The organism is Anabaena sp. UHCC 0253, from assembly GCF_009712085.1.
Taxonomy (GTDB): Bacteria; Cyanobacteriota; Cyanobacteriia; order Cyanobacteriales; family Nostocaceae; genus Dolichospermum.
The window spans coordinates 801,743-820,662 of sequence record NZ_VILD01000002.1; the positions used below are offsets into that span (position 1 = coordinate 801,743).

Annotated in this window: 18 protein-coding genes and 1 tRNA gene; 10 read left to right on the forward strand and 9 right to left on the reverse strand. The window is 38.4% G+C overall.

Features of this window, described 5'->3' with window-relative positions:
* Nucleotides 1-219 precede the first annotated feature (219 nt).
* Nucleotides 220-1,035: an exosortase-dependent surface protein XDP2 gene (locus FJR38_RS07865; protein ID WP_168536305.1), complete on the reverse strand. Its 816-nt coding sequence runs from the start codon at nucleotides 1,033-1,035 to the stop codon at nucleotides 220-222.
* A 360-nt stretch (nucleotides 1,036-1,395) separates the two neighbouring features.
* Between FJR38_RS07865 and FJR38_RS07870 the strand changes: the two genes are divergently transcribed.
* Nucleotides 1,396-2,268, forward strand: coding sequence for a Cof-type HAD-IIB family hydrolase (locus tag FJR38_RS07870; protein ID WP_168493163.1), 873 nt, complete (start codon nucleotides 1,396-1,398; stop codon nucleotides 2,266-2,268).
* 451 nt (nucleotides 2,269-2,719) lie between these two features.
* Nucleotides 2,720-4,081, forward strand: coding sequence for a tRNA (N6-isopentenyl adenosine(37)-C2)-methylthiotransferase MiaB (gene miaB / locus FJR38_RS07875; protein ID WP_168493164.1), 1,362 nt, complete (start codon nucleotides 2,720-2,722; stop codon nucleotides 4,079-4,081).
* A gap of 50 nt (nucleotides 4,082-4,131) precedes the next feature.
* Here miaB and ctpC read toward each other — a convergent pair whose 3' ends face one another.
* From ctpC to FJR38_RS07900, 5 genes are all read right to left on the reverse strand, one after another.
* Nucleotides 4,132-5,415 (reverse strand): carboxyl-terminal processing protease CtpC, encoded by a 1,284-nt coding sequence (gene ctpC / locus FJR38_RS07880; RefSeq protein WP_168536307.1) that lies wholly within the window; start codon nucleotides 5,413-5,415, stop codon nucleotides 4,132-4,134.
* Between the two features lie 220 nt (nucleotides 5,416-5,635).
* On the reverse strand, nucleotides 5,636-6,862 hold the full coding sequence (gene ispG / locus FJR38_RS07885) for a (E)-4-hydroxy-3-methylbut-2-enyl-diphosphate synthase (protein ID WP_168536309.1): 1,227 nt from the start codon (nucleotides 6,860-6,862) through the stop codon (nucleotides 5,636-5,638).
* Nucleotides 6,863-6,973: 111 nt separating this feature from the next.
* Nucleotides 6,974-7,047: transfer RNA gene (locus FJR38_RS07890), tRNA-Pro, on the reverse strand.
* Nucleotides 7,048-7,169: 122 nt separating this feature from the next.
* Nucleotides 7,170-7,535 (reverse strand): DUF1818 family protein, encoded by a 366-nt coding sequence (locus tag FJR38_RS07895; protein WP_168536311.1) that lies wholly within the window; start codon nucleotides 7,533-7,535, stop codon nucleotides 7,170-7,172.
* 218 nt (nucleotides 7,536-7,753) lie between these two features.
* Nucleotides 7,754-7,903, reverse strand: coding sequence for a nicotinate phosphoribosyltransferase (locus FJR38_RS07900; protein WP_168493168.1), 150 nt, complete (start codon nucleotides 7,901-7,903; stop codon nucleotides 7,754-7,756).
* 378 nt (nucleotides 7,904-8,281) lie between these two features.
* On the opposite strand from FJR38_RS07900, the gene FJR38_RS07905 reads away from it, so the two are divergent.
* From FJR38_RS07905 to FJR38_RS07935, 7 genes are all read left to right on the forward strand, one after another.
* Nucleotides 8,282-9,664, forward strand: coding sequence for a nicotinate phosphoribosyltransferase (locus FJR38_RS07905; RefSeq protein WP_168536313.1), 1,383 nt, complete (start codon nucleotides 8,282-8,284; stop codon nucleotides 9,662-9,664).
* A gap of 143 nt (nucleotides 9,665-9,807) precedes the next feature.
* Nucleotides 9,808-10,398 (forward strand): nicotinate-nucleotide adenylyltransferase, encoded by a 591-nt coding sequence (locus FJR38_RS07910; protein WP_168536315.1) that lies wholly within the window; start codon nucleotides 9,808-9,810, stop codon nucleotides 10,396-10,398.
* Nucleotides 10,368-11,114, forward strand: a complete 747-nt coding sequence (locus tag FJR38_RS07915) for an NUDIX domain-containing protein (protein WP_168536317.1) — start codon at nucleotides 10,368-10,370, stop codon at nucleotides 11,112-11,114. The genes FJR38_RS07910 and FJR38_RS07915 overlap by 31 nt, the downstream gene beginning before the upstream one ends.
* 47 nt (nucleotides 11,115-11,161) lie before the next feature.
* A complete protein-coding gene (locus FJR38_RS07920; RefSeq protein ID WP_168536319.1) occupies nucleotides 11,162-12,850 on the forward strand; it encodes an NAD+ synthase in 1,689 nt (562 codons plus the stop codon).
* A 281-nt stretch (nucleotides 12,851-13,131) separates the two neighbouring features.
* A complete protein-coding gene (moeB, locus tag FJR38_RS07925; RefSeq protein ID WP_168536321.1) occupies nucleotides 13,132-14,304 on the forward strand; it encodes a molybdopterin-synthase adenylyltransferase MoeB in 1,173 nt (390 codons plus the stop codon).
* A gap of 626 nt (nucleotides 14,305-14,930) precedes the next feature.
* Nucleotides 14,931-15,647 (forward strand): response regulator transcription factor, encoded by a 717-nt coding sequence (locus FJR38_RS07930; RefSeq protein WP_168536323.1) that lies wholly within the window; start codon nucleotides 14,931-14,933, stop codon nucleotides 15,645-15,647.
* 160 nt (nucleotides 15,648-15,807) lie between these two features.
* Nucleotides 15,808-16,680 (forward strand): endonuclease/exonuclease/phosphatase family protein, encoded by an 873-nt coding sequence (locus FJR38_RS07935; RefSeq protein ID WP_254445226.1) that lies wholly within the window; start codon nucleotides 15,808-15,810, stop codon nucleotides 16,678-16,680.
* Nucleotides 16,681-16,690: 10 nt separating this feature from the next.
* Here FJR38_RS07935 and FJR38_RS07940 read toward each other — a convergent pair whose 3' ends face one another.
* From FJR38_RS07940 to pdxA, 3 genes are all read right to left on the reverse strand, one after another.
* Nucleotides 16,691-16,987 (reverse strand): DNA-binding protein, encoded by a 297-nt coding sequence (locus FJR38_RS07940; RefSeq protein WP_168493175.1) that lies wholly within the window; start codon nucleotides 16,985-16,987, stop codon nucleotides 16,691-16,693.
* On the reverse strand, nucleotides 16,980-17,318 hold the full coding sequence (locus FJR38_RS07945; protein WP_168493176.1) for a type II toxin-antitoxin system RelE/ParE family toxin: 339 nt from the start codon (nucleotides 17,316-17,318) through the stop codon (nucleotides 16,980-16,982). The genes FJR38_RS07940 and FJR38_RS07945 overlap by 8 nt, the downstream gene beginning before the upstream one ends.
* A 235-nt stretch (nucleotides 17,319-17,553) precedes the next feature.
* Nucleotides 17,554-18,591, reverse strand: coding sequence for a 4-hydroxythreonine-4-phosphate dehydrogenase PdxA (pdxA, locus tag FJR38_RS07950; protein ID WP_168536325.1), 1,038 nt, complete (start codon nucleotides 18,589-18,591; stop codon nucleotides 17,554-17,556).
* Between the two features lie 221 nt (nucleotides 18,592-18,812).
* Between pdxA and FJR38_RS07955 the strand changes: the two genes are divergently transcribed.
* Complete coding sequence (locus FJR38_RS07955) at nucleotides 18,813-18,917, forward strand: PetM family cytochrome b6-f complex subunit 7 (RefSeq protein WP_168493178.1); 105 nt, start codon at nucleotides 18,813-18,815, stop codon at nucleotides 18,915-18,917.
* Nucleotides 18,918-18,920 lie beyond the last annotated feature (3 nt).

Genomic DNA, 18,920 nt, shown 5'->3' on the forward strand with positions numbered 1-18,920 from the left:
GCAAACATTTAAGAAACCAAACACACACTAGTAGGAATACCAGTGTGTGTGCGAAGTCCTCCATCTCTACCTTTAGCAAAAGCGAAGTAGGAACGAAAAGCGAGGGAGTGTCCATCAACAAGGATGAATGTAGGCTTGTTTATAAATGGAGAATTAAAAGTCAATTGATTAACCGAATTAGGGAACTATTCTATTGTAAACAGACACTCCCATTAACTATTAGTTAGCAGCTTGATTTTGTTGACGACGACGCAAGAAAGCGAGTGTAGCCACTGCACCTAAGCCCATCATTGCACCAGGTTCAGGAGTAGTTTTTCTAGCAACAACTTTGAAGTCAGGACCATCAAAGCTGTCATTTGCTGTTAATTTTAAACCGCTTAATTGGGTTACTCCTAACTGCGCTAGGCTAACTCCCCATGAACCAACATTTTGAGAACCGCCAATTTCTTTTGTGTTAATTTGATATCCAGCGTCTGATTGATCCCCTCTTAATAATTTCAAAGCATTACCAATCGTATTTCCAGACGCATCTAAAGCTCGAATTCGCAAGTCACTATTTTTACCCCGTTCCCAAAAGAACAGACTATCTAATCCAGAATCATCTGCTTTAATCAGGCTATCGAAGAATATTTTAATGTTAAAAGCACCATTATCTTCGGTGTCAATGATATTGTTTAAGTTCTTGTTACCCAAGTATGCAGCAATTTCAGCGTTTGTTGGATTTTCATTGGTAGCATAACTACCAGTACCGAAAAGCTTAATAGCATTAGATGCGTTATCTCCTTTGTCTGTACTTGCTGCACCAGTATTATTATGCGTCCATGTGTCATTGCTAATTATATTAGCACTATTAACTAAGGAAAAGTTGCTGATTGTCTTGCCATTCTGTGTCACAGAATTTAACCAAGTATCACCCTTAGCACCATTGTTTTGGGTGAACTGGGTTGTAAATGTTGCAGCTTGAGCAGATGCGGACATTGCCAATACTGAGCTAACTACTAAAACAGCGGGTACTAATAAGTTCTTGACTTTCATGATGTTTGTCCTTGATCTATGATTTGCTTGAACTGTATAGTTAGTTTTGTTTTGGAAAACATCACTTAACTTATTTAGTAATAGATCGGTATGCCTATTGATGTCTATAAGTGAATCCACTAATTCACAAACTCTTTAAACAAGTAAGTTATTGGTAATATCTACAGAATACTCATGGAAAAACCTAACCGTATAGGTTCTAGTTGTATCTTGACCAACAATCCCTCTTTGGCAAATATATTGTTTTAGTAAAGTATAAACAAACAACTTAGTTGATTAGTTTTGACATTTCATCAGGTAAAGTTATTCAAAAAGAATAAACTGTGTAACGTTCTTATGGCTCTGGAATCGAGAAAACTTATGACACCATTAGAGAATTTTTTAACATCAACCGCTCATCTGACTAAAAATGGCAAAGAGATTAAATTGTTGGTTTTAGATATAGATGGGACTATTGCTGGTGATTCCAATACTGTCAGTGTCACTGTCAAACAAGCTATTGCTGCGGTACAAGCCCAAGGAATTCAAGTAGCGATCGCCACAGGAAGAATGTATCGTTCTGCTGTGCGGTTTCATCGGGAAATTGGCTCTACTCTGCCTTTAGTCGCTTATCAAGGTGCTTGGATTCAAGATCCAAATACGCAGAAAATTCACCGTCATTTACCTGTATCTAGGGAAATTTCCCACCAACTACTAGAATATTTTGAACAGTCACAATGGCGATCGCTCCTCTCGGTCCATTTTTATATCAACGATCAACTGTATGTCCGAGAAATCACTAAAGAAACGGCAATTTATGCAGAACGCTCTGGTGTTACTCCGATTCCTGTCGGTGATTTACGTAAAGTATTAAATGATGAACCTACAAAAGTTTTAGCTTTGTGTAACGACGCAAATTTAATTCAACAACTTTTAGGTAATTTACGTCGTCAATATACACCGGCAGAATTATATATGACAACATCTGTGGCTACCTTCTTAGAAGCAGCTAATACCTGTGTTAATAAAGGCAATGCTGTCCGTTACCTAGCAGAAGAGATGCTAGGACTAGAAAGCCATAACGTCATGACTATTGGTGATAATTTCAATGATGTAGAAATGCTAGATTATGCGGGAATTGGTGTAGCAATGGGTGACGCACCAGCAGAAGTTCAAGCGATCGCTCATTGGGTAGCACCCAGTGTAGAAGCAGATGGAGCAGCAGTAGCAATGGAAAAATTCTTACTTTCCTAGCTAAATTTTACCATACACATCAAAAAAGACACCGACGACTGGCCGTGTTTCGTCTCGGTGTCTTTTTTGGTTCGCTCCTCACACATTTGCACAGTTTAGCCAGAGATATTTATTTTGTCAATAGTGGTTAGTCAGACAAAATTAAATTCATAACTGGGAAAGAGGACGACAGCCGATGTTATCAATACTGCTTGTTTCACAACTGAGATCAATAGATGCTTCTTTACAAGCGTTCAATAGTAAGAATATATGTCTATGCGATGCTTGGCGTAAGTTCAAAAAGCAATAGTTGAGATTCCCAAAGAGCTAAAAACATAAATTTTGTATAATTTGCATAAAATAGACAAAAAATCTATAATTATAATCTCAACCTATAAATCTTTTAAACCAGATGTCTGTAATAAGATAGTAAACAGACTTGATATACATTACTAATTAAGCGTAATTCCTAATGACCACTAACCGCCATTACCACATCATTACCTTCGGCTGTCAAATGAACAAGGCCGACTCTGAGCGCATGGCTGGTATTTTAGAAGACATGGGCTTTGAGTGGACAGAAGACCCAAACCAAGCAGATGTAATCCTTTACAATACTTGCACCATTCGGGATAATGCAGAACAAAAAGTATATTCTTATTTAGGTAGGCAAGCTAAACGCAAGCATGAACAACCTGATTTAACACTGATTGTTGCTGGTTGTGTTGCCCAACAAGAAGGAGAAGCTTTACTGCGGCGTGTACCAGAATTGGATTTGGTGATGGGTCCTCAACACGCTAACCGTCTCAAGGACTTACTAGAGTCTGTTTTTGAGGGTAATCAAGTTGTTGCTACTGAAGAAGTTCACATTTTTGAAGATATCACCCAACCCCGTCGAGATAGTCAAGTCACAGCGTGGGTAAATATCATTTATGGCTGCAACGAACGTTGTACTTATTGCGTAGTTCCTAACGTCCGTGGTGTGGAACAGTCCCGCACACCAGAATCTATTCGTGCGGAAATCGAACAGCTAGGAAAACAAGGCTACAAAGAAATTACGCTTCTGGGTCAAAATATTGACGCTTACGGGCGAGATTTACCTGGTTCTACCCCAGAAGGTCGTCACCTGCACACATTGACAGATTTACTTTATTATGTTCATGATGTGCCAGGGATTGAGAGAATTAGATTTGCTACCAGTCATCCCCGTTATTTTACGGAAAGATTGATTAAAGCTTGTGCCGAGTTACCAAAGGTTTGTGAACATTTCCATATTCCCTTTCAATCTGGCGATAATGAGCTTTTAAAAGCCATGTCAAGAGGTTATACTCACGAAAAATATCGCCGGATTATTGATACTATTAGGCGATATATGCCGGATGCTTCTATTAGTGCGGATGCGATTGTGGGGTTTCCTGGTGAGACAGAGGCACAATTTGAAAATACTTTGAAATTAGTAGAAGATATCGGTTTTGATTTGTTGAATACTGCTGCTTATTCACCCCGTCCTGGAACACCTGCGGCTTTGTGGGATCATCAATTAAGTGAAGAAGTCAAAAGCGACAGATTGCAAAGATTAAATCATTTAGTTAATATCAAAGCAGCCGAGCGATCGCAGCGTTACTTGGGACGCACTGAAAAAGTATTAGTAGAAGATCAAAACAGCAAAGATAAAACTCAGGTCATGGGACGCACTGGTGGTAATCGTCTCACTTTCTTTACTGGTGATATTCATCAACTAAAAGGGCAAATAGTCGAAGTGAAAATTACCGAAGTTCGTGCTTTTAGCTTAACTGGAGAAGCAGTGGAAGTTCGTCAACCAGTGACTGTTTAATGACTCCTAGCTGGGCGCAGACCCTGCGCCCCTACTGCTGTGACTCCTTCTTAATTTTTCTTAATTGGATTGGTGTTTTGAGAAGCTTGTTTACCTAACAATTCCACAGCTTTGGCAAATTGGGGATCTTCAAGAGTACCTAGCTTATCCCGTTCACGCAGCCATAAATCTTGTCGTTGGGCATCAGTCAATTCCACTTTTATATCTGGGTCAATACCATGTTTATTAATATCTTTACCACTAGGAGTATGATATTTAGCGATCGTTACAGCCAAACCGGCACCAGATTTTAGAGGTTGCACCGATTGTACTAAACCCTTCCCAAAAGTCTGATCTCCAATTAAAGTCGCACGTTTATTATCTTGTAACGCACCCGAAAGAATTTCACTAGCACTAGCTGAACCTTTATCCACTAAGATCATCAACGGTTTATTAGTCAAAGCTGAACCATTGGCAACTTGTTTATCTTGACTACCTTGACGATCAATCGTAAAGACAATCGTTCCTTTATCCATCCACATTTGGGCAATTTCTATACTTGAGTATAGTAGTCCGCCAGGATTACCACGCAAATCTAAAACATATCCAGAAACCTTCTTAGCTTCTAACTTTTTAATAGCATCTTTCATTTCCTTACTAGCATTAGCACTGAATTGATTTAAACGAATATAGCCAATATTACCCGCTGGGGTGTTCTTTTCCGAATAGCGGACAGGATGGATTTCAATTCGCGCTCGTTGGATATTAAAGAGTTTTTTCTGCCCATTCCGCAGAATTGTCAGCTTCACCCGACTTCCTGCTTCACCACGAATGAGGGATACTGCATCATTAGTATCCATGCCTTTGGTACTTTTGCCATCAATTTCGATAATGGCATCTTTAGCTAAAATACCTGCTTTAAATGCAGGTGTATCTTCAATGGGGGCAATAACAACCAATTGTTTGGTTTTTTCATCCTGACTGATAGTGATACCAATACCTGTAAGTTCTCCAGAAGTATCAACTTGCATATTCTTGAATTCATCTGGGTCCATGAAGCGGGTGTAAGGATCTTCCAGCTTTTTGAGCATTTCCCGAATGGACGTATAAGCTTCTTTTTTATCAGTATAAGACTTGCTTAAATATTCTTTACGAACAGCTTGCCAATCTACTTGATTAAAAGTGCCATCTACATATCGGTAGTAAATAATTTGCCAAACTTCATCAACTAAATCCTTGTGACTATCTTGAAATAAAGCTTGACCACTTGAGTGAATACCAAGACTAGTAACAGCGATCGTCGAAAGCGTTACTACCGTAGCACTTAAAACCAGCTTACTTTTTGTAATTACCATAATGACGGTTATGTTAATGAAAAAATATATATCAAGTATGCTCAATCTAACACAGGGATTGGTGATTGGTAATGGGTAATTAGTAATGGGTAATTTGTCAGTTGTCAGTTGTTAGTCGTCAGTTGTCCGTTGTCAGTCGTCAGTTGTCCGTTGTCATTAGGAAATTCTTTCCCCTACTCCCTGTCACCTGTCACCTGTCACCTATCACCAATCACCTGATTTATGGATCAACCCAACGTCCGTCGGCTTTAATGAGGTTGATTAATTCCTCTACACCTTGTGTTTCTGGGACTTTTTTAATTTCTTCCCGTCCACGATACAAGGAAATATAACCAGGGGTTTTACCAACATAGCCATAGTCAGCATCTGCCATTTCTCCTGGACCATTGACGATACAACCCATGACAGCGATATCTAAACCAGTCAAGTGTTTAGTGGCTTCTCGGACTACGTGCAGCACTTCCTCTAGATTAAATAAAGTCCGTCCACAAGAAGGACACGCAACATACTCAACCATTGTTTTCCGCAAACCCAAAGCTTGGAGAATGCTGTAACAAACCGGAATTTCCTTTTCTGGTGCTTCTGTCAAAGATACGCGGATTGTATCACCAATGCCGTCAGCTAGTAATGTGGCAATACCGGCAGTAGATTTGATTCTGCCATATTCACCATCACCTGCTTCTGTTACGCCTAAATGTAGAGGATAATCCATACCCAAATCATCCATGCGTTTGGCCATGAGACGATATGCAGCCACCATAACCGGAACTCGTGAGGCTTTCATGGAAATTACCACATTGTGAAAATCCAAAGATTCACAAATACGAATAAATTCTATAGCTGATTCCACCATTCCTTCTGGAGTATCACCATAGGTAAATAGCATTCTTTCGGCTAAAGAACCATGATTGACGCCAATTCGCATGGCTTTACCTTGATCACGCAAGGAAATTACCAGCGGTGCTAAGGTTTCGCGGATTTTTTCGCCAATTTCATCAAATTCAGCTTTTGTATATTCGGTGCGGCTGGTATTTGGTTTTTCAAATACATACAATCCTGGATTAATTCGGACTTTTTCGATATGTTTGGCAACTTCTAAGGCAATTTTCATCCCGTTGTGATGGACATCGGCGACAATTGGCACATCACGGTAAGTTTTGATTAATTTTTGTTTGATTTCCGCTAAAGCTTTAGCGTGTCCAAGACTGGGGACTGTAACGCGGACAATTTCGCAGCCTATTTCATGGAGACGACGAATACCCGCAACTGAACCATCTATATCTAGGGTGTCTTCATTAATCATTGACTGTACCACTACTGGGTATCCTCCCCCAATGGTGACATCTCCGATTTTTACAGGACGGGTTTTGCGACGTTTGATGGTGGTGTCAAAGGCTGGTTGACTAGATGTGGTCTTATTAGTTTCAAGAGTTGGCAGAGTTTGCATAATCTAAACTGGTAGATTTTCTGTAGCTAAAATATCAAATTGCAAGGGTTCTGCTTCTCAGATTGCCACAATTGAGATGTTTTTGGTCAATAAAATCGAAAATTAATAAAATCGGAGCGGCGGGATTCGAACCCACGACCTCCACTACCCCAAAGTGGCGCGCTACCAAGCTGCGCTACGCCCCGTAAATGCAAACTGGTAACTTTAGAATTCTGGAGTTGGGGATTTTCCAAATTTGTGCATCTAAAATTAATTCAGTCACTCTTACAAAGATATCACAAGTTTCGGGAAAATAGCAAGGGGTTTTTCAAAAAACTTTGAGCATTCTTGTTGCTTGCAATAACTCAGTTACAGCAGCGGCTGCCCATGCACCTTCTGTTCCACGTCCTGTATTGAGAATGAAGCGCAGATTGTAGGCATGGGGATAACCTTCTACTTCCATCCATAGTAAGTTGCTTTCGGCTTCACAGGCAATTTTTTCCTCTGCCATTAATTCTGTCGCTAGGTGCTTCATTGTATCTGCAAGCTGATGAAGAAGGCGACAAAATTCGTTTAATTCAGCTTCTGTCAATTCTATTGCCCAATCTTCTGTACCAATTAGTCCTTTAAATTCTGGTGCGTCTGGATTCCAACCTATTCGCCAGCCAATTCCACTTTTGATCACTCGTTCCATAGTTTAGTAACTAGACAAAAATAAATCAACTTAGATTAAGTAATGTAAAAAATATTGAGATAATTTGGTAGTAAGGGCTTCAGCCTTTAAATGAGGACTAAAGTCCTCACTACAAACCTGTTTAGGGTTAAATAATAAAAAATAGGGACACATCAAAAGTTTGACAGTATCCCTATTCTGATTATTTAAAAGTAGCTTAAGTTTTACGAAGTCAATACCTACCAAGCTGCTCTACCTCTTTTATATAGATTACCTGTAAAAGGTTGCACCCCAATCACAGGATAGGCATCATTAGTAGGGGTGAAAATCCGCATAAAGCCTTCAGAAATAAATTGAGCCATATTAGCAACCATTCTGTAAATAGCCATAATCTTAAAGCCCCTTTTTTCAGGTTTTTAATCGGTGATATCTATACTTTAATACGATGATTAGCTATCTGCTCATATTCTCCATATATCTATACTCAACACAATATTTTTTAGATAACTTTGCAATACTTTATAATCAAGATTTTTCTAACTTTTCTCTTTAATTCTAATTGTAACTGAAAAATTATAATCGGGTTTTTGAGAACAAAATTATAGGTTTTACTATTAAGAAATGTAAAATAATTAAAAAAATATCTTAATACCCTTGTCAATATAGGCTTTTGGGGAATTTACCACTATTTATTAACTAAGACTTGACATTATTTATGGTAAGATTTACCATAAATGAAGAAGCATTTTTGGTAGGGGGAATCTCAGATGACAACTTTCCCAGATATAAACTATGAAAAGAAAAGCTCTCAAAATCCCGAACTAAATCTCAGTTCTGAGGACTATAGCTTGCTAACGGATTTGTATCAACTCACAATGACAGCTTGTTATGTGGGTGAAGGTATAGAACAAAAGCCATCCAGTTTTGAGTTATTTGTCAGACGCTTACCTGATGGTTTTGGCTATTTAATAGCAATGGGTTTAGCGCAAGCTTTGGAATATTTGACTAAATTCAGATTTAATGAATTGCAAATTGTAGCTTTGCAAAAAACGGGCATTTTTTCCCATGCAAATCCGGGTTTTTGGCAACTTTTGCGGGAAGGTTGTTTTACTGGAGATGTATGGGCTATTCCTGAAGGAACAGCGGTATTTGCAAATGAACCCCTGTTGAGAATAGAAGCACCATTATGGCAAGCGCAGATAGTAGAAACATATCTTTTAAATACTCTTAATTATCAAACATTAATTGCCACTAGAGCCGCAAGATTACGGGATATAGCGGGTGAAAAAGCTACTCTTTTAGAATTTGGGACGCGAAGAGCTTTTAGCCCCCAAGCCTCTCTTTGGGCGGCACGGGCGGCTTTAGCTGGTGGTTTAGATGCCACCTCTAATGTGTTAGCTGCGCTACAGCTAGGACAAAAACCAAGTGGTACAATGGCACACGCTTTAGTCATGGCTTTATCAGCTTTAGAAGGGAGCGAAGAACAAGCTTTTACAGCATTTCATCAATATTTTCCCGGTGCGCCCTTATTAATTGATACTTATGACACGGTTGCGGCTGCGGAGAAATTAGCAGAAAAGGTGAATTCTGGCAAAATGGAATTATCTGGAGTCAGGTTAGATTCTGGAGATTTAGTCAGTTTATCAAAACAAGTGCGATCGCTCTTACCGAATATTTCAATATTTGCTAGTGGCGATTTAGATGAATGGGAAATTAGTAGAATGAGAAAAGAAGGAGCAGAAATTGATAGTTATGGATTAGGAACAAAATTAGTTACAGGTTCACCAGTAAATGGAGTTTATAAACTTGTGGATATTGATGGAATCCCCGTCATGAAAGAGTCAAGTGGTAAATTCACTTATCCAGGTAAAAAACAAATTTTTCGCTCATTTACAGCAGGTAAATTAGAGAAAGATAGATTGGGCTTAATAGCTGAAAATTCTGAAAATGAAAAACCATTATTACAGTTAGTAATGAAAGATGGTAAACAATTACAATCTCCAGAAACTTTAACAATGATTCGTCAACGCACTAAGGCTTCAGTTGCTAGTTTATCTGAAGAAACACGCAGATTAGAAAATCCCATTTCTGTCAAAATTGAAATTTCCGAATCATTACAGAAATTGACAGAAAAAACGAAAAGAAAATAAACCACGTTCGCGAAGCGTGCCGAAGGCATAGGAACGAAGTAAACGTTCGCGAAGCGTCCCGTTAGGGATAGATAAGAGAGTTTTAAAGATATTTTGCGTTAGTTATGTAAATCAAATTAATGAGCAAATAAGCCTCAAAAATCATGAAAATTGCTTTGTTTGGGACAAGTGCAGATCCTCCAACTGCTGGACATTTAATAATTCTCAAGTGGTTATCTAAACATTATGATTGGGTGGCTGTGTGGGCTGCGGATAATCCTTTAAAATCCCAGCAAACGCCTTTACCACATCGGGCAGCAATGTTAGAACTGTTAATTAAAGATATCAATGTCGCCAACCAAAATATTGCCTTAGAACAGGATTTAAGTAGTTGGAAAACTCTAGAAACTGTAGGTAAAGCCAAATTTAAATGGGGTGAAAATATTGAATATACTTTAGTAATTGGTGCTGATTTAGTCAATCAATTACCGCGTTGGTATCACGTTCAACATTTATTACAACAAGTGCAATTACTGGTCATTCCCAGACCAGGATATGTAATAGATAATGCTAGTTTAGAAAAAGTTAAACAAATAGGAGGAAAAATTGCCATTGCTAATTTAATTGGTTTAGATGTTTCCTCGACCGCTTTTCGTGAACAAGGAGATACTAATACTCTCACACCTCCTGTACTTGATTATATTCATCAACAGCATTTGTACGAATGCCAATACGTAACCCAAAAAAGATTCTAAATTCCATAAATCAACAACCTTTAGCTGACTTTAAAGTTGGTGTTGATAATGTAATTTTTTCTGTAGATACTGCCCAAAATCGGCTGTTAGTTCTCTTAGTCATGCGACAGCAAGAACCATTTTTAAATTATTGGAGTCTTCCCGGTACTTTAGTCCGTCAAGGAGAATCTTTAGAAGATGCTGCTTATCGGATTATGGCTGAGAAAATAAAGGTGAATAATCTTTATTTAGAACAACTTTATACTTTTGGTGGTCCAAATCGTGATCCTAGAGAAGAAATTGATAGTTATGGAGTCCGTTATTTATCAGTTAGTTATTTTGCTTTAGTCAGGTTTGAAGAAGCAGAATTAATTGCTGATAAAGTCGCTGGTATTGCTTGGTATCCTGTTAAACAATTACCCCAATTAGCATTTGACCACAATGAAATTATCACCTATGGACATAGAAGATTAAAAAACAAATTAGAGTATAGTCCTGTAGCTTTTGAAGTCTTACCAGAAACTTTTACTTTAAACGATTTGTATCAACTATATACCACCGTTTTAGGCGAAAATTTTGCAGATTATTCTAATTTTCGAGCGCGGTTACTCAAGTTAGGTTTTCTGTCAGATACTGGAATTAAAGTATCACGAGGTGCAGGTCGTCCTGCGAGTTTGTATAAGTTTGATAAGGAAGCTTTTGCACCATTTAAAGATAAACCGTTGGTGTTTATTTAAGGAAGAATAATTAAACGCAGATGAACGCAAATAAACGCAGATAAATTATGAAAATCGCGATCGCTCAAATTAATCCTATTATTGGTGATTTAACAGGAAATGCCCAAAAAATCCTGGAAATGGCACAAGCAGCAGCGTCAACGGGTGTGCGTTTATTATTAACACCTGAGTTATCTATTTGTGGTTATCCACCCAGAGATTTATTACTAAATCCTAGTTTTATAAATGCAATAGATCAGACATTGCAAAAATTAGCCAAAGATTTACCAGAAGATTTAGCTGTATTAGTGGGAACGGTTGCTAAAAATTCCCAAGCACATATTACTGGAGAGAAAAATTTATTTAATAGTATTGCTTTATTAACATCAGGAAACATTCAACAAATTTTCCATAAAAGGTTATTACCAACTTACGATGTTTTTGATGAAAAACGCTATTTTGAACCAGGACTAGAAGCCAATTATTTTAAATTAGATGATCTCAATATTGGTGTGACAATTTGCGAAGATTTATGGAATGATGAGGAATTTTGGGGTAAGCGGAGTTACGCAGTTAATCCTATTGCTGATTTAGCAAATTTGGGTGTAGATTTAATTGTGAATTTATCCGCTTCACCCTATACCGTTGGTAAGCAACATCTGCGAGAAGCGATGTTAAAACATACTGCTGCTAATTTCCAACAGCCTCTTATTTATACTAATCAAGTTGGTGGAAATGATGATTTGATTTTTGATGGACGGAGTTTTGCTTTAAATAAACAAGGTGAAATTGTTTGTCGGGCTAAGGGTTTTGTTTCTGATTTTCTGACTGTTGAATTTAATACCGATAAACAAGATTTAGAATTAGCTGATATTTCTCCTGCTAATGAATCTGAAGATGAGGAAATTTGGAATGCTTTAGTTTTGGGAGTAAAAGATTATGTTGGTAAATGTCGCTTTTCTAAAGTATTGTTGGGTTTAAGTGGGGGAGTAGATTCTGCTTTGGTTGCGGCTATTGCGACTGCCGCATTAGGGAAAGAAAATGTGATTGGTGTGTTAATGCCTTCTCCCTATAGTTCTGAACATTCTATTAGTGATGCTTTAGCATTAGCAGCAAATTTAGATATTCAAACCCAGATTTTACCCATTGGGGAATTAATGCAAAGTTTTGATAACTCTCTTGGTGAGTTATTTGCCGGCACAGAATTTGGGATTGCGGAAGAAAATCTGCAATCTCGCATTCGTGGTAATTTATTAATGGCAATTTCTAATAAGTTCGGTTATTTGCTTTTATCTACTGGCAATAAATCAGAAGTTGCAGTTGGTTATTGTACTCTTTATGGTGATATGAATGGTGGTTTAGCGGTTATTGCTGATGTTCCGAAAACCCGCGTTTATTCTATCTGTAAATGGTTAAATTCTCATCAACAAAAAGAAGTTATTCCCGAAAATATTCTCACTAAAGCGCCTAGTGCGGAACTTAAACCTGGTCAAGTTGACCAAGATTCTTTACCACCTTATGAAATTTTAGATGATATTCTCGACCGTTTGATTCATCAACATCAATCAGCAGCACAAATTATTAGCGCAGGTCATGAACCGGCAATTGTGGATAGGGTATTACAATTATTATCTCGTGCGGAATTTAAACGCAGACAAGCTGCACCGGGATTAAAAATTACTGACCGCGCTTTTGGGACTGGTTGGAGAATGCCTATTGCTAGTAGTTGGTCTGCGTTGAGGAATATAGGTAGCTAGTAGAGAGGGGTGAAAATCCCCATTTTGGCAACTATTTGGCTAAATGAGAAAAATGATTTGGTTTAGCCAAAGCTAGGAGATCAAATTGCTATAAAATAAATAGGATATGTCCTTGTCCAAAATACTCTTATGTGATAATATCCGTACAAAATAATCAACCTGGTGAACTGCAAAGCAGGATTCTTGATGACAACCACCAGTTTCAAATCGAGACAATTAAACTAATAAAATTAGCAATTTTAAGTTAACATTAATACTCCGCGCTGATTCATACAACTGCTATGCTAAATCCCAATCTGGATGAAATCCAGTTGACAAAAGACGACTACGAACGTTATTCCCGCCACTTAATTTTGCCAGAAGTGGGAGTGGAAGGACAAAAACGCCTAAAAGCCGCCAGTGTATTGTGTATTGGTACAGGTGGACTAGGTTCACCATTACTGTTATATCTTGCAGCCGCAGGTATAGGCAGAATTGGTATTGTTGATTTTGATATTGTGGATACCTCCAACCTGCAACGTCAAGTTATTCATGGAACATCTTGGGTAGGTAAACCGAAAATCGAATCAGCAAAAAACCGGATTCATGAAATTAACCCCCATTGTCAGGTTGATTTGCATGAAACTCGTCTGAGTTCAGAAAACGCCCTCGATATTATTCGTCCTTACGATATCGTTGTTGATGGAACTGATAACTTCCCAACTCGGTATTTAGTCAATGACGCTTGCGTATTGTTAGATAAACCTAACGTTTACGGTTCTATCTTCCGTTTTGAAGGACAAGCAACCGTCTTTAATTATGAAGGTGGTCCCAACTATCGGGATTTATATCCAGAACCCCCACCACCAGGAATGGTTCCTTCTTGTGCAGAAGGTGGTGTGCTGGGAATTTTACCAGGGATGATTGGGATTATTCAAGCCACAGAAACCGTGAAAATTATCCTGGGTAATGGTACTACCCTCAGTGGTAGACTGGTGCTTTACAATGCCTTGGATATGAAATTCCGGGAGTTGAAACTGCGTCCTAATCCTATCCGTCCAATTATTGACAAGCTCATAGATTACGAACAATTCTGTGGTATTCCCCAAGCTCAAGCAGAAGAAGCGAAACAGCAGATGGAAATTCAAGAAATGACCGTGAAGGAATTGAAGACATTATTAGATAGTGGTGCAAAGGACTTTGTGCTGCTAGATGTGCGTAATCCTCATGAGTATGAAATTGCTAAAATTCCGGGTTCAGTGTTAGTACCATTGCCAGATATTGAAAATGGTGATGGTGTGGCTAAGGTAAAAGAATTACTCAACGGACACCGTTTAATTGCTCATTGTAAAATGGGTGGACGTTCTGCAAAAGCCTTGGGTATTCTCAAGGAAGCGGGAATTACTGGCACAAATGTAAAAGGGGGAATTAATGCTTGGAGTCAAGAAGTAGATGCTTCTGTTCCTCAGTATTAATACTTAGGTGTAGGATTGTTGTAGCAATCCTCAATTTAATTTACACAACAACATACCCGATTTTTTAGAGAAGTCGGGTATTTCCTGATATTAAAAATATATCAACCCCTGAGAAACTCCGAACGCAGAAAAAAGCCAAAAAATTCTTCTTTCTCAATCATCACATTTCCAGAGTAAGGTAATTAATTGTCAATTGTCAATTATTGAAATTCTACTGGTAGTGTAGTGCCAAGAAGAACACAAAAAACTTTTTTACCTTATTTTCGGTTATATATCTGAATTTATACTAAAAAATCTTGAAAAAATACCAAAATTGTACATTACTTATACTCTTTTTAAAGAGTAAAATATCTAAAGTTTGCATAAACTTCATGGAAAATTTAGTGTACATACATACGACACATATCTTCAAAACGAGTCAGGGTCATAGTCAATCTCAGTGGATACAGTTAATTAGTTTATTTTCTTTAAATCACACAAGTAAATACACTACAAGTACCTTTTTTCCTACATTCTGCCTGAAATAGCTAATTGACAAGGAATGGAGAGTAAATTCACCTTTAAGAACCTAACTTAACCAGCATCTATCGCTACAGCAAATTGCCAAAATAACAATAGATTGCATTATGGATAACCTGCCTACAACTAATCCTAAGATTCTGGTTGTTGATGACGATTTCAGTGTCCGCAACCTCATTCAGCGTTTTTTAAGTCGGAAATATCAAATAGAGTCAGCAGCGGATGGTAAAAACGCCATGGCGTTATTTGATAAAATGAATCCTGCGTTAGTGATTCTAGACTGGAATTTACCAGATGCAAATGGTTATAAACTTTGCCAAGAAATGCAGAGTCGTACCAATGTTTTAGTAATGATGCTCACTAGTCGCAATGATGAAGCGGATAAAATTAAAGTCCTGGCGGCTGGTGCGGATGATTTTTTAACTAAACCATTTAGTCTAGCCGAGGTGGAAGTCAGGGTAGAAGCCCTGTTAAGGCGTGTCCGCTATATTCAGCCCCATTCTTCTCAAAGACTCACTTTTAACCAGTTAGCGATTAACTCAGAGGCGCGAGAGGTAACGCTCAATGATAAACCTTTAGCATTAACAGCCTTAGAGTTTAATATCTTACATTTTTTGGCTAACCATCCTGGACAAGCCTGGAGTCGCGCTCAACTGATCCAAAAGATTTGGGGTTGTGACTATGTGGGAGATGGACGAGTTGTGGATGTCCATATTGGTCAGTTGCGGAAGAAAATGGAAGTTGATTCTAGTATGCCGGAGTTTATTAAAACGGTGCGGGGTTATGGTTATAAATTTGATCCACCAGAAAACACCAAAGTTTAAACTTTTGCAAACAGGATTGTGGCGATCGCTACGCCCACCGCAGGTATCGCTGCAAAAATTGGTTTAATACGTGCATTACCTAAGTGTTTATATTGGGGCTTGATTAGATGATCAGTGTGATTAATTCAGAGATGGTGAAGCTAAAGCCAGTCAGGGATTGATGTCTATTCAAGCCTCAGATAAAGGCTTTAATTTTTCTCCTTTACAAGATATTCTCAAAATATTTCCCCATCTTCAGCTTAAAACAATATCAATGCAAATTACTGTAATGACCTTTAATCTCCGCTATGACAAACCAGATTCAGGGGTGCGTCAGTGGACAAAGCGTGTAGGTGCGATCGCTTCTTTAATCCAGCACTACCAACCGGATTTAATGGGTACGCAGGAGGGAAAAACCCATCAACTGAGAGATTTACAAGCACTTTTACCAGAATATAAAATTATTGGGGGCGATCGCACGGGGACAGGACAAAGCGAACATTGTGCAATTTTCTACAAGCCTCAACGCCTGAAGCTTCAGCAAACACAAGATTTTTACCTCAGTGATACTCCAGAAATTCCTGGTAGTATTACTTGGGGAACTCGTTTACCACGTATGGCAACTTGGGGTAATTTTGAAGTTAGTAATCTTGGTATTTTTCTAACTCTTGTAAATACCCATCTAGATCATGAAAATGCCAAATCTAGAGAATTAAGTGCAGCTTTAATTAGTCAACGTTTAGCCCAATTTCCACCAGAAGATTATTTACTGTTATCAGGAGATTTTAACGCCAATCCTCACACCCCAGAACGACAAATTTTCCTATCACCTTTAGCTAATGGTAAACAATTACAAGATCCTTTAGCTACTCTTCCTCTAGAACAACAAAAAACCTTTCACGATTTTACAGGTGCTGCTTGGGATGCTATTGATACTATATATTGCGATCGCTCTTTCCAAACAGAACAAGTTATTATTGACAGTCAACAGTGGGAAGGAGTTTGGCCTTCTGACCATTTTTCGGTGATTGTAAAATTAACAATAGTTTCATGATTTGAATAATTCAAGCTGACTTCACTGTTACTGCTAACTGCAATCCCAAAGCATTAAGTACATTAGTCAAAGCATAAAACTCAATTTCTCCTTTTTCAGCAAGAATTTGTGCAAATTTATTATAGGATTGCTGTACTGTCTCTGAAAATCTATCAATTCCACCTTGAGCCTCAATTACATTTTTGAGTGCTTTATTTAACATATTAGGATCACCTTCTTCTATAACGACTTCAATATAAGCTGCTGCTTCTAGAGGATCTTGTAAGTCTTTAATTAGTTTGACGTGATAACTTGTACTTCTAGGCATTGTCTCGACTCCGATAATCTTCCCAATATTCTTTGGCTTTACGAATATCTTGGATCTGTGTGTTTTTGTCACCACCACACAAGAGCAAAATAATTTTTGATCCTTCCTGTCCAAAGTATATCCGGTAGCCTGGTCCATAGTCTATTCTCAGTTCAAATACACCTTCTCCAACGGACTTACAGTCTCCTAGATTACCATCTTCAACTCTGTCAAGTCTGGCTCTAATTTTAGCTTTTGCTCTTCTATCTCGTAGAAAATCAAACCAATTATCAAAAGGATTTGTCCCATCTACTTTTAGGTATTTTTGAATTTCTCTAGGTTGGATATTCATGTGCTTGTCTTATAAGCGACTACACTCCTAACCTATATCTTTCTGGGTTTGATTTTCAGGGGGGGTATAGCCAAAATTGCCTAATCGTTTTAGGACTTACGCAAAATATCTCTGAAACCCTCTTGTCTTCGTGTCCTTCGTTCCTTCGTGGTTCGTTCTTTCGTGACTTGTGCGTAAGTCCTACGTTTAATTCTATAGGTAAGAGTTGCGCTTTTTTTACCCCTATACATTTAAACTATACTTTCTGCTTCACCAACTCTACCGCTAATTGAATCGCTGCTTTCATACTTGTCGCATCAGCAATCCCTTTTCCCGCAATATCAAACGCTGTTCCATGATCTGGGGAAGTTCTCACAAACGGTAAACCAATGGTAGTATTTACAGCCCGATCAAAAGCCATTAACTTCACCGGAATTAAACCTTGGTCGTGATAAAGTGCTAAATAAGCATCAGCCGGATTTTTGATCACAGAATTACCATACCAAGCAATACCCGGTTTAACCCACATTGTATCAGGGGGTATAGGTCCTTCTAGCTTTAAATGGGGACGTTTTTGGCGTTCTGACTCCAACCAGGGAATTAGCCAATCAATTTCTTCTGTTCCCAATTGTCCCATTTCTCCACTATGGGGATTTAATCCAGCGATCGCAATTCTCCCATTTTTAATCCCAAAATTATTTTCTAAACACTCCACCAGCAAATCTAATTTCAAAGTTAATAATTGCGGTGTTAAAGTATCAGCTACTTGACGTAAAGGAATATGTGTGGTAGCAAGTAGAGCGCGGAGTGTCCAGCCAGTAAAAGGCGATCGCCCCACAAACAACATCCCAAAACGCTCAACACCAGCCTTTTGGGCTAAAAGTTCCGTTTGTCCTGGATAATTGTAACCCGCTGCCTTCCAAGCCGATTTAGCAATAGGTGCTGTCACAATCCCATCAAACTCACCCGCCAAAGTTTGAGCGATCGCATCTTCCATATAAGCAAAACTAGCTGCACCACTAGCCGCATTCCCTACACCATTAATAATTTCCCCAGCAGTAGGAATATCAATCATAGACAAATCAGCAGGATTCACCAAAGCTAGAGAATTGTCAGTATTTTTACTAATATGTTCATAATTTTTAGTTAATAAAGTTCTACTACCCACCACTACCAGATCACAGTTTTGAGTAACTTCTGGATCTGTTAAAGCCTTTAAAATTACTTCAGAACCAATACCTGCTGGATCTCCAAGCGTCAGTGCCAACCGTATACGTTTATTTTGATTATTCATTGGTCATTAGTCATGTTATGGGGGCGGGATTTCCCAGCCTATCCTCAATTATCACCCCTGAATTGGTTTAGAATTATTGACGAAGGTCTAACTCAATCATGCGAATAGACCAAGTTTACCTGAGTCCTCAAAGTTGAAAATGAGATTTGAGCCTTCAAATCAAGTTCAGCATTAGAGACAAGACACATAAATCAACAATCCATAAGGGAGAATTACAGCAAATGGGTGGCGAAATCTTAAATGCAGCGATGCTATCTTTCGGTCTAATCTTTGTAGGTTGGGCAATTGGTGCTTTCTTACTTAAAATTCAAGGCGCAGAAGAATAGAGG

What these genes read in the sequence shown, in the direction of transcription:
- FJR38_RS07865 (WP_168536305.1), bottom strand. Translation starts at nt 1,035, where the DNA reads ATGAAAGTCAAGAACTTATTAGTACCCGCTGTTTTAGTAGTTAGCTCA.
- FJR38_RS07870 (WP_168493163.1), top strand. Translation starts at nt 1,396, where the DNA reads ATGACACCATTAGAGAATTTTTTAACATCAACCGCTCATCTGACTAAA.
- miaB (WP_168493164.1), top strand. Translation starts at nt 2,720, where the DNA reads ATGACCACTAACCGCCATTACCACATCATTACCTTCGGCTGTCAAATG.
- ctpC (WP_168536307.1), bottom strand. Translation starts at nt 5,415, where the DNA reads ATGGTAATTACAAAAAGTAAGCTGGTTTTAAGTGCTACGGTAGTAACG.
- ispG (WP_168536309.1), bottom strand. Translation starts at nt 6,862, where the DNA reads ATGCAAACTCTGCCAACTCTTGAAACTAATAAGACCACATCTAGTCAA.
- FJR38_RS07895 (WP_168536311.1), bottom strand. Translation starts at nt 7,535, where the DNA reads ATGGAACGAGTGATCAAAAGTGGAATTGGCTGGCGAATAGGTTGGAAT.
- FJR38_RS07900 (WP_168493168.1), bottom strand. Translation starts at nt 7,903, where the DNA reads ATGGCTATTTACAGAATGGTTGCTAATATGGCTCAATTTATTTCTGAA.
- FJR38_RS07905 (WP_168536313.1), top strand. Translation starts at nt 8,282, where the DNA reads ATGACAACTTTCCCAGATATAAACTATGAAAAGAAAAGCTCTCAAAAT.
- FJR38_RS07910 (WP_168536315.1), top strand. Translation starts at nt 9,808, where the DNA reads ATGAAAATTGCTTTGTTTGGGACAAGTGCAGATCCTCCAACTGCTGGA.
- FJR38_RS07915 (WP_168536317.1), top strand. Translation starts at nt 10,368, where the DNA reads ATGCCAATACGTAACCCAAAAAAGATTCTAAATTCCATAAATCAACAA.
- FJR38_RS07920 (WP_168536319.1), top strand. Translation starts at nt 11,162, where the DNA reads ATGAAAATCGCGATCGCTCAAATTAATCCTATTATTGGTGATTTAACA.
- moeB (WP_168536321.1), top strand. Translation starts at nt 13,132, where the DNA reads ATGCTAAATCCCAATCTGGATGAAATCCAGTTGACAAAAGACGACTAC.
- FJR38_RS07930 (WP_168536323.1), top strand. Translation starts at nt 14,931, where the DNA reads ATGGATAACCTGCCTACAACTAATCCTAAGATTCTGGTTGTTGATGAC.
- FJR38_RS07935 (WP_254445226.1), top strand. Translation starts at nt 15,808, where the DNA reads ATGTCTATTCAAGCCTCAGATAAAGGCTTTAATTTTTCTCCTTTACAA.
- FJR38_RS07940 (WP_168493175.1), bottom strand. Translation starts at nt 16,987, where the DNA reads ATGCCTAGAAGTACAAGTTATCACGTCAAACTAATTAAAGACTTACAA.
- FJR38_RS07945 (WP_168493176.1), bottom strand. Translation starts at nt 17,318, where the DNA reads ATGAATATCCAACCTAGAGAAATTCAAAAATACCTAAAAGTAGATGGG.
- pdxA (WP_168536325.1), bottom strand. Translation starts at nt 18,591, where the DNA reads ATGAATAATCAAAATAAACGTATACGGTTGGCACTGACGCTTGGAGAT.
- FJR38_RS07955 (WP_168493178.1), top strand. Translation starts at nt 18,813, where the DNA reads ATGGGTGGCGAAATCTTAAATGCAGCGATGCTATCTTTCGGTCTAATC.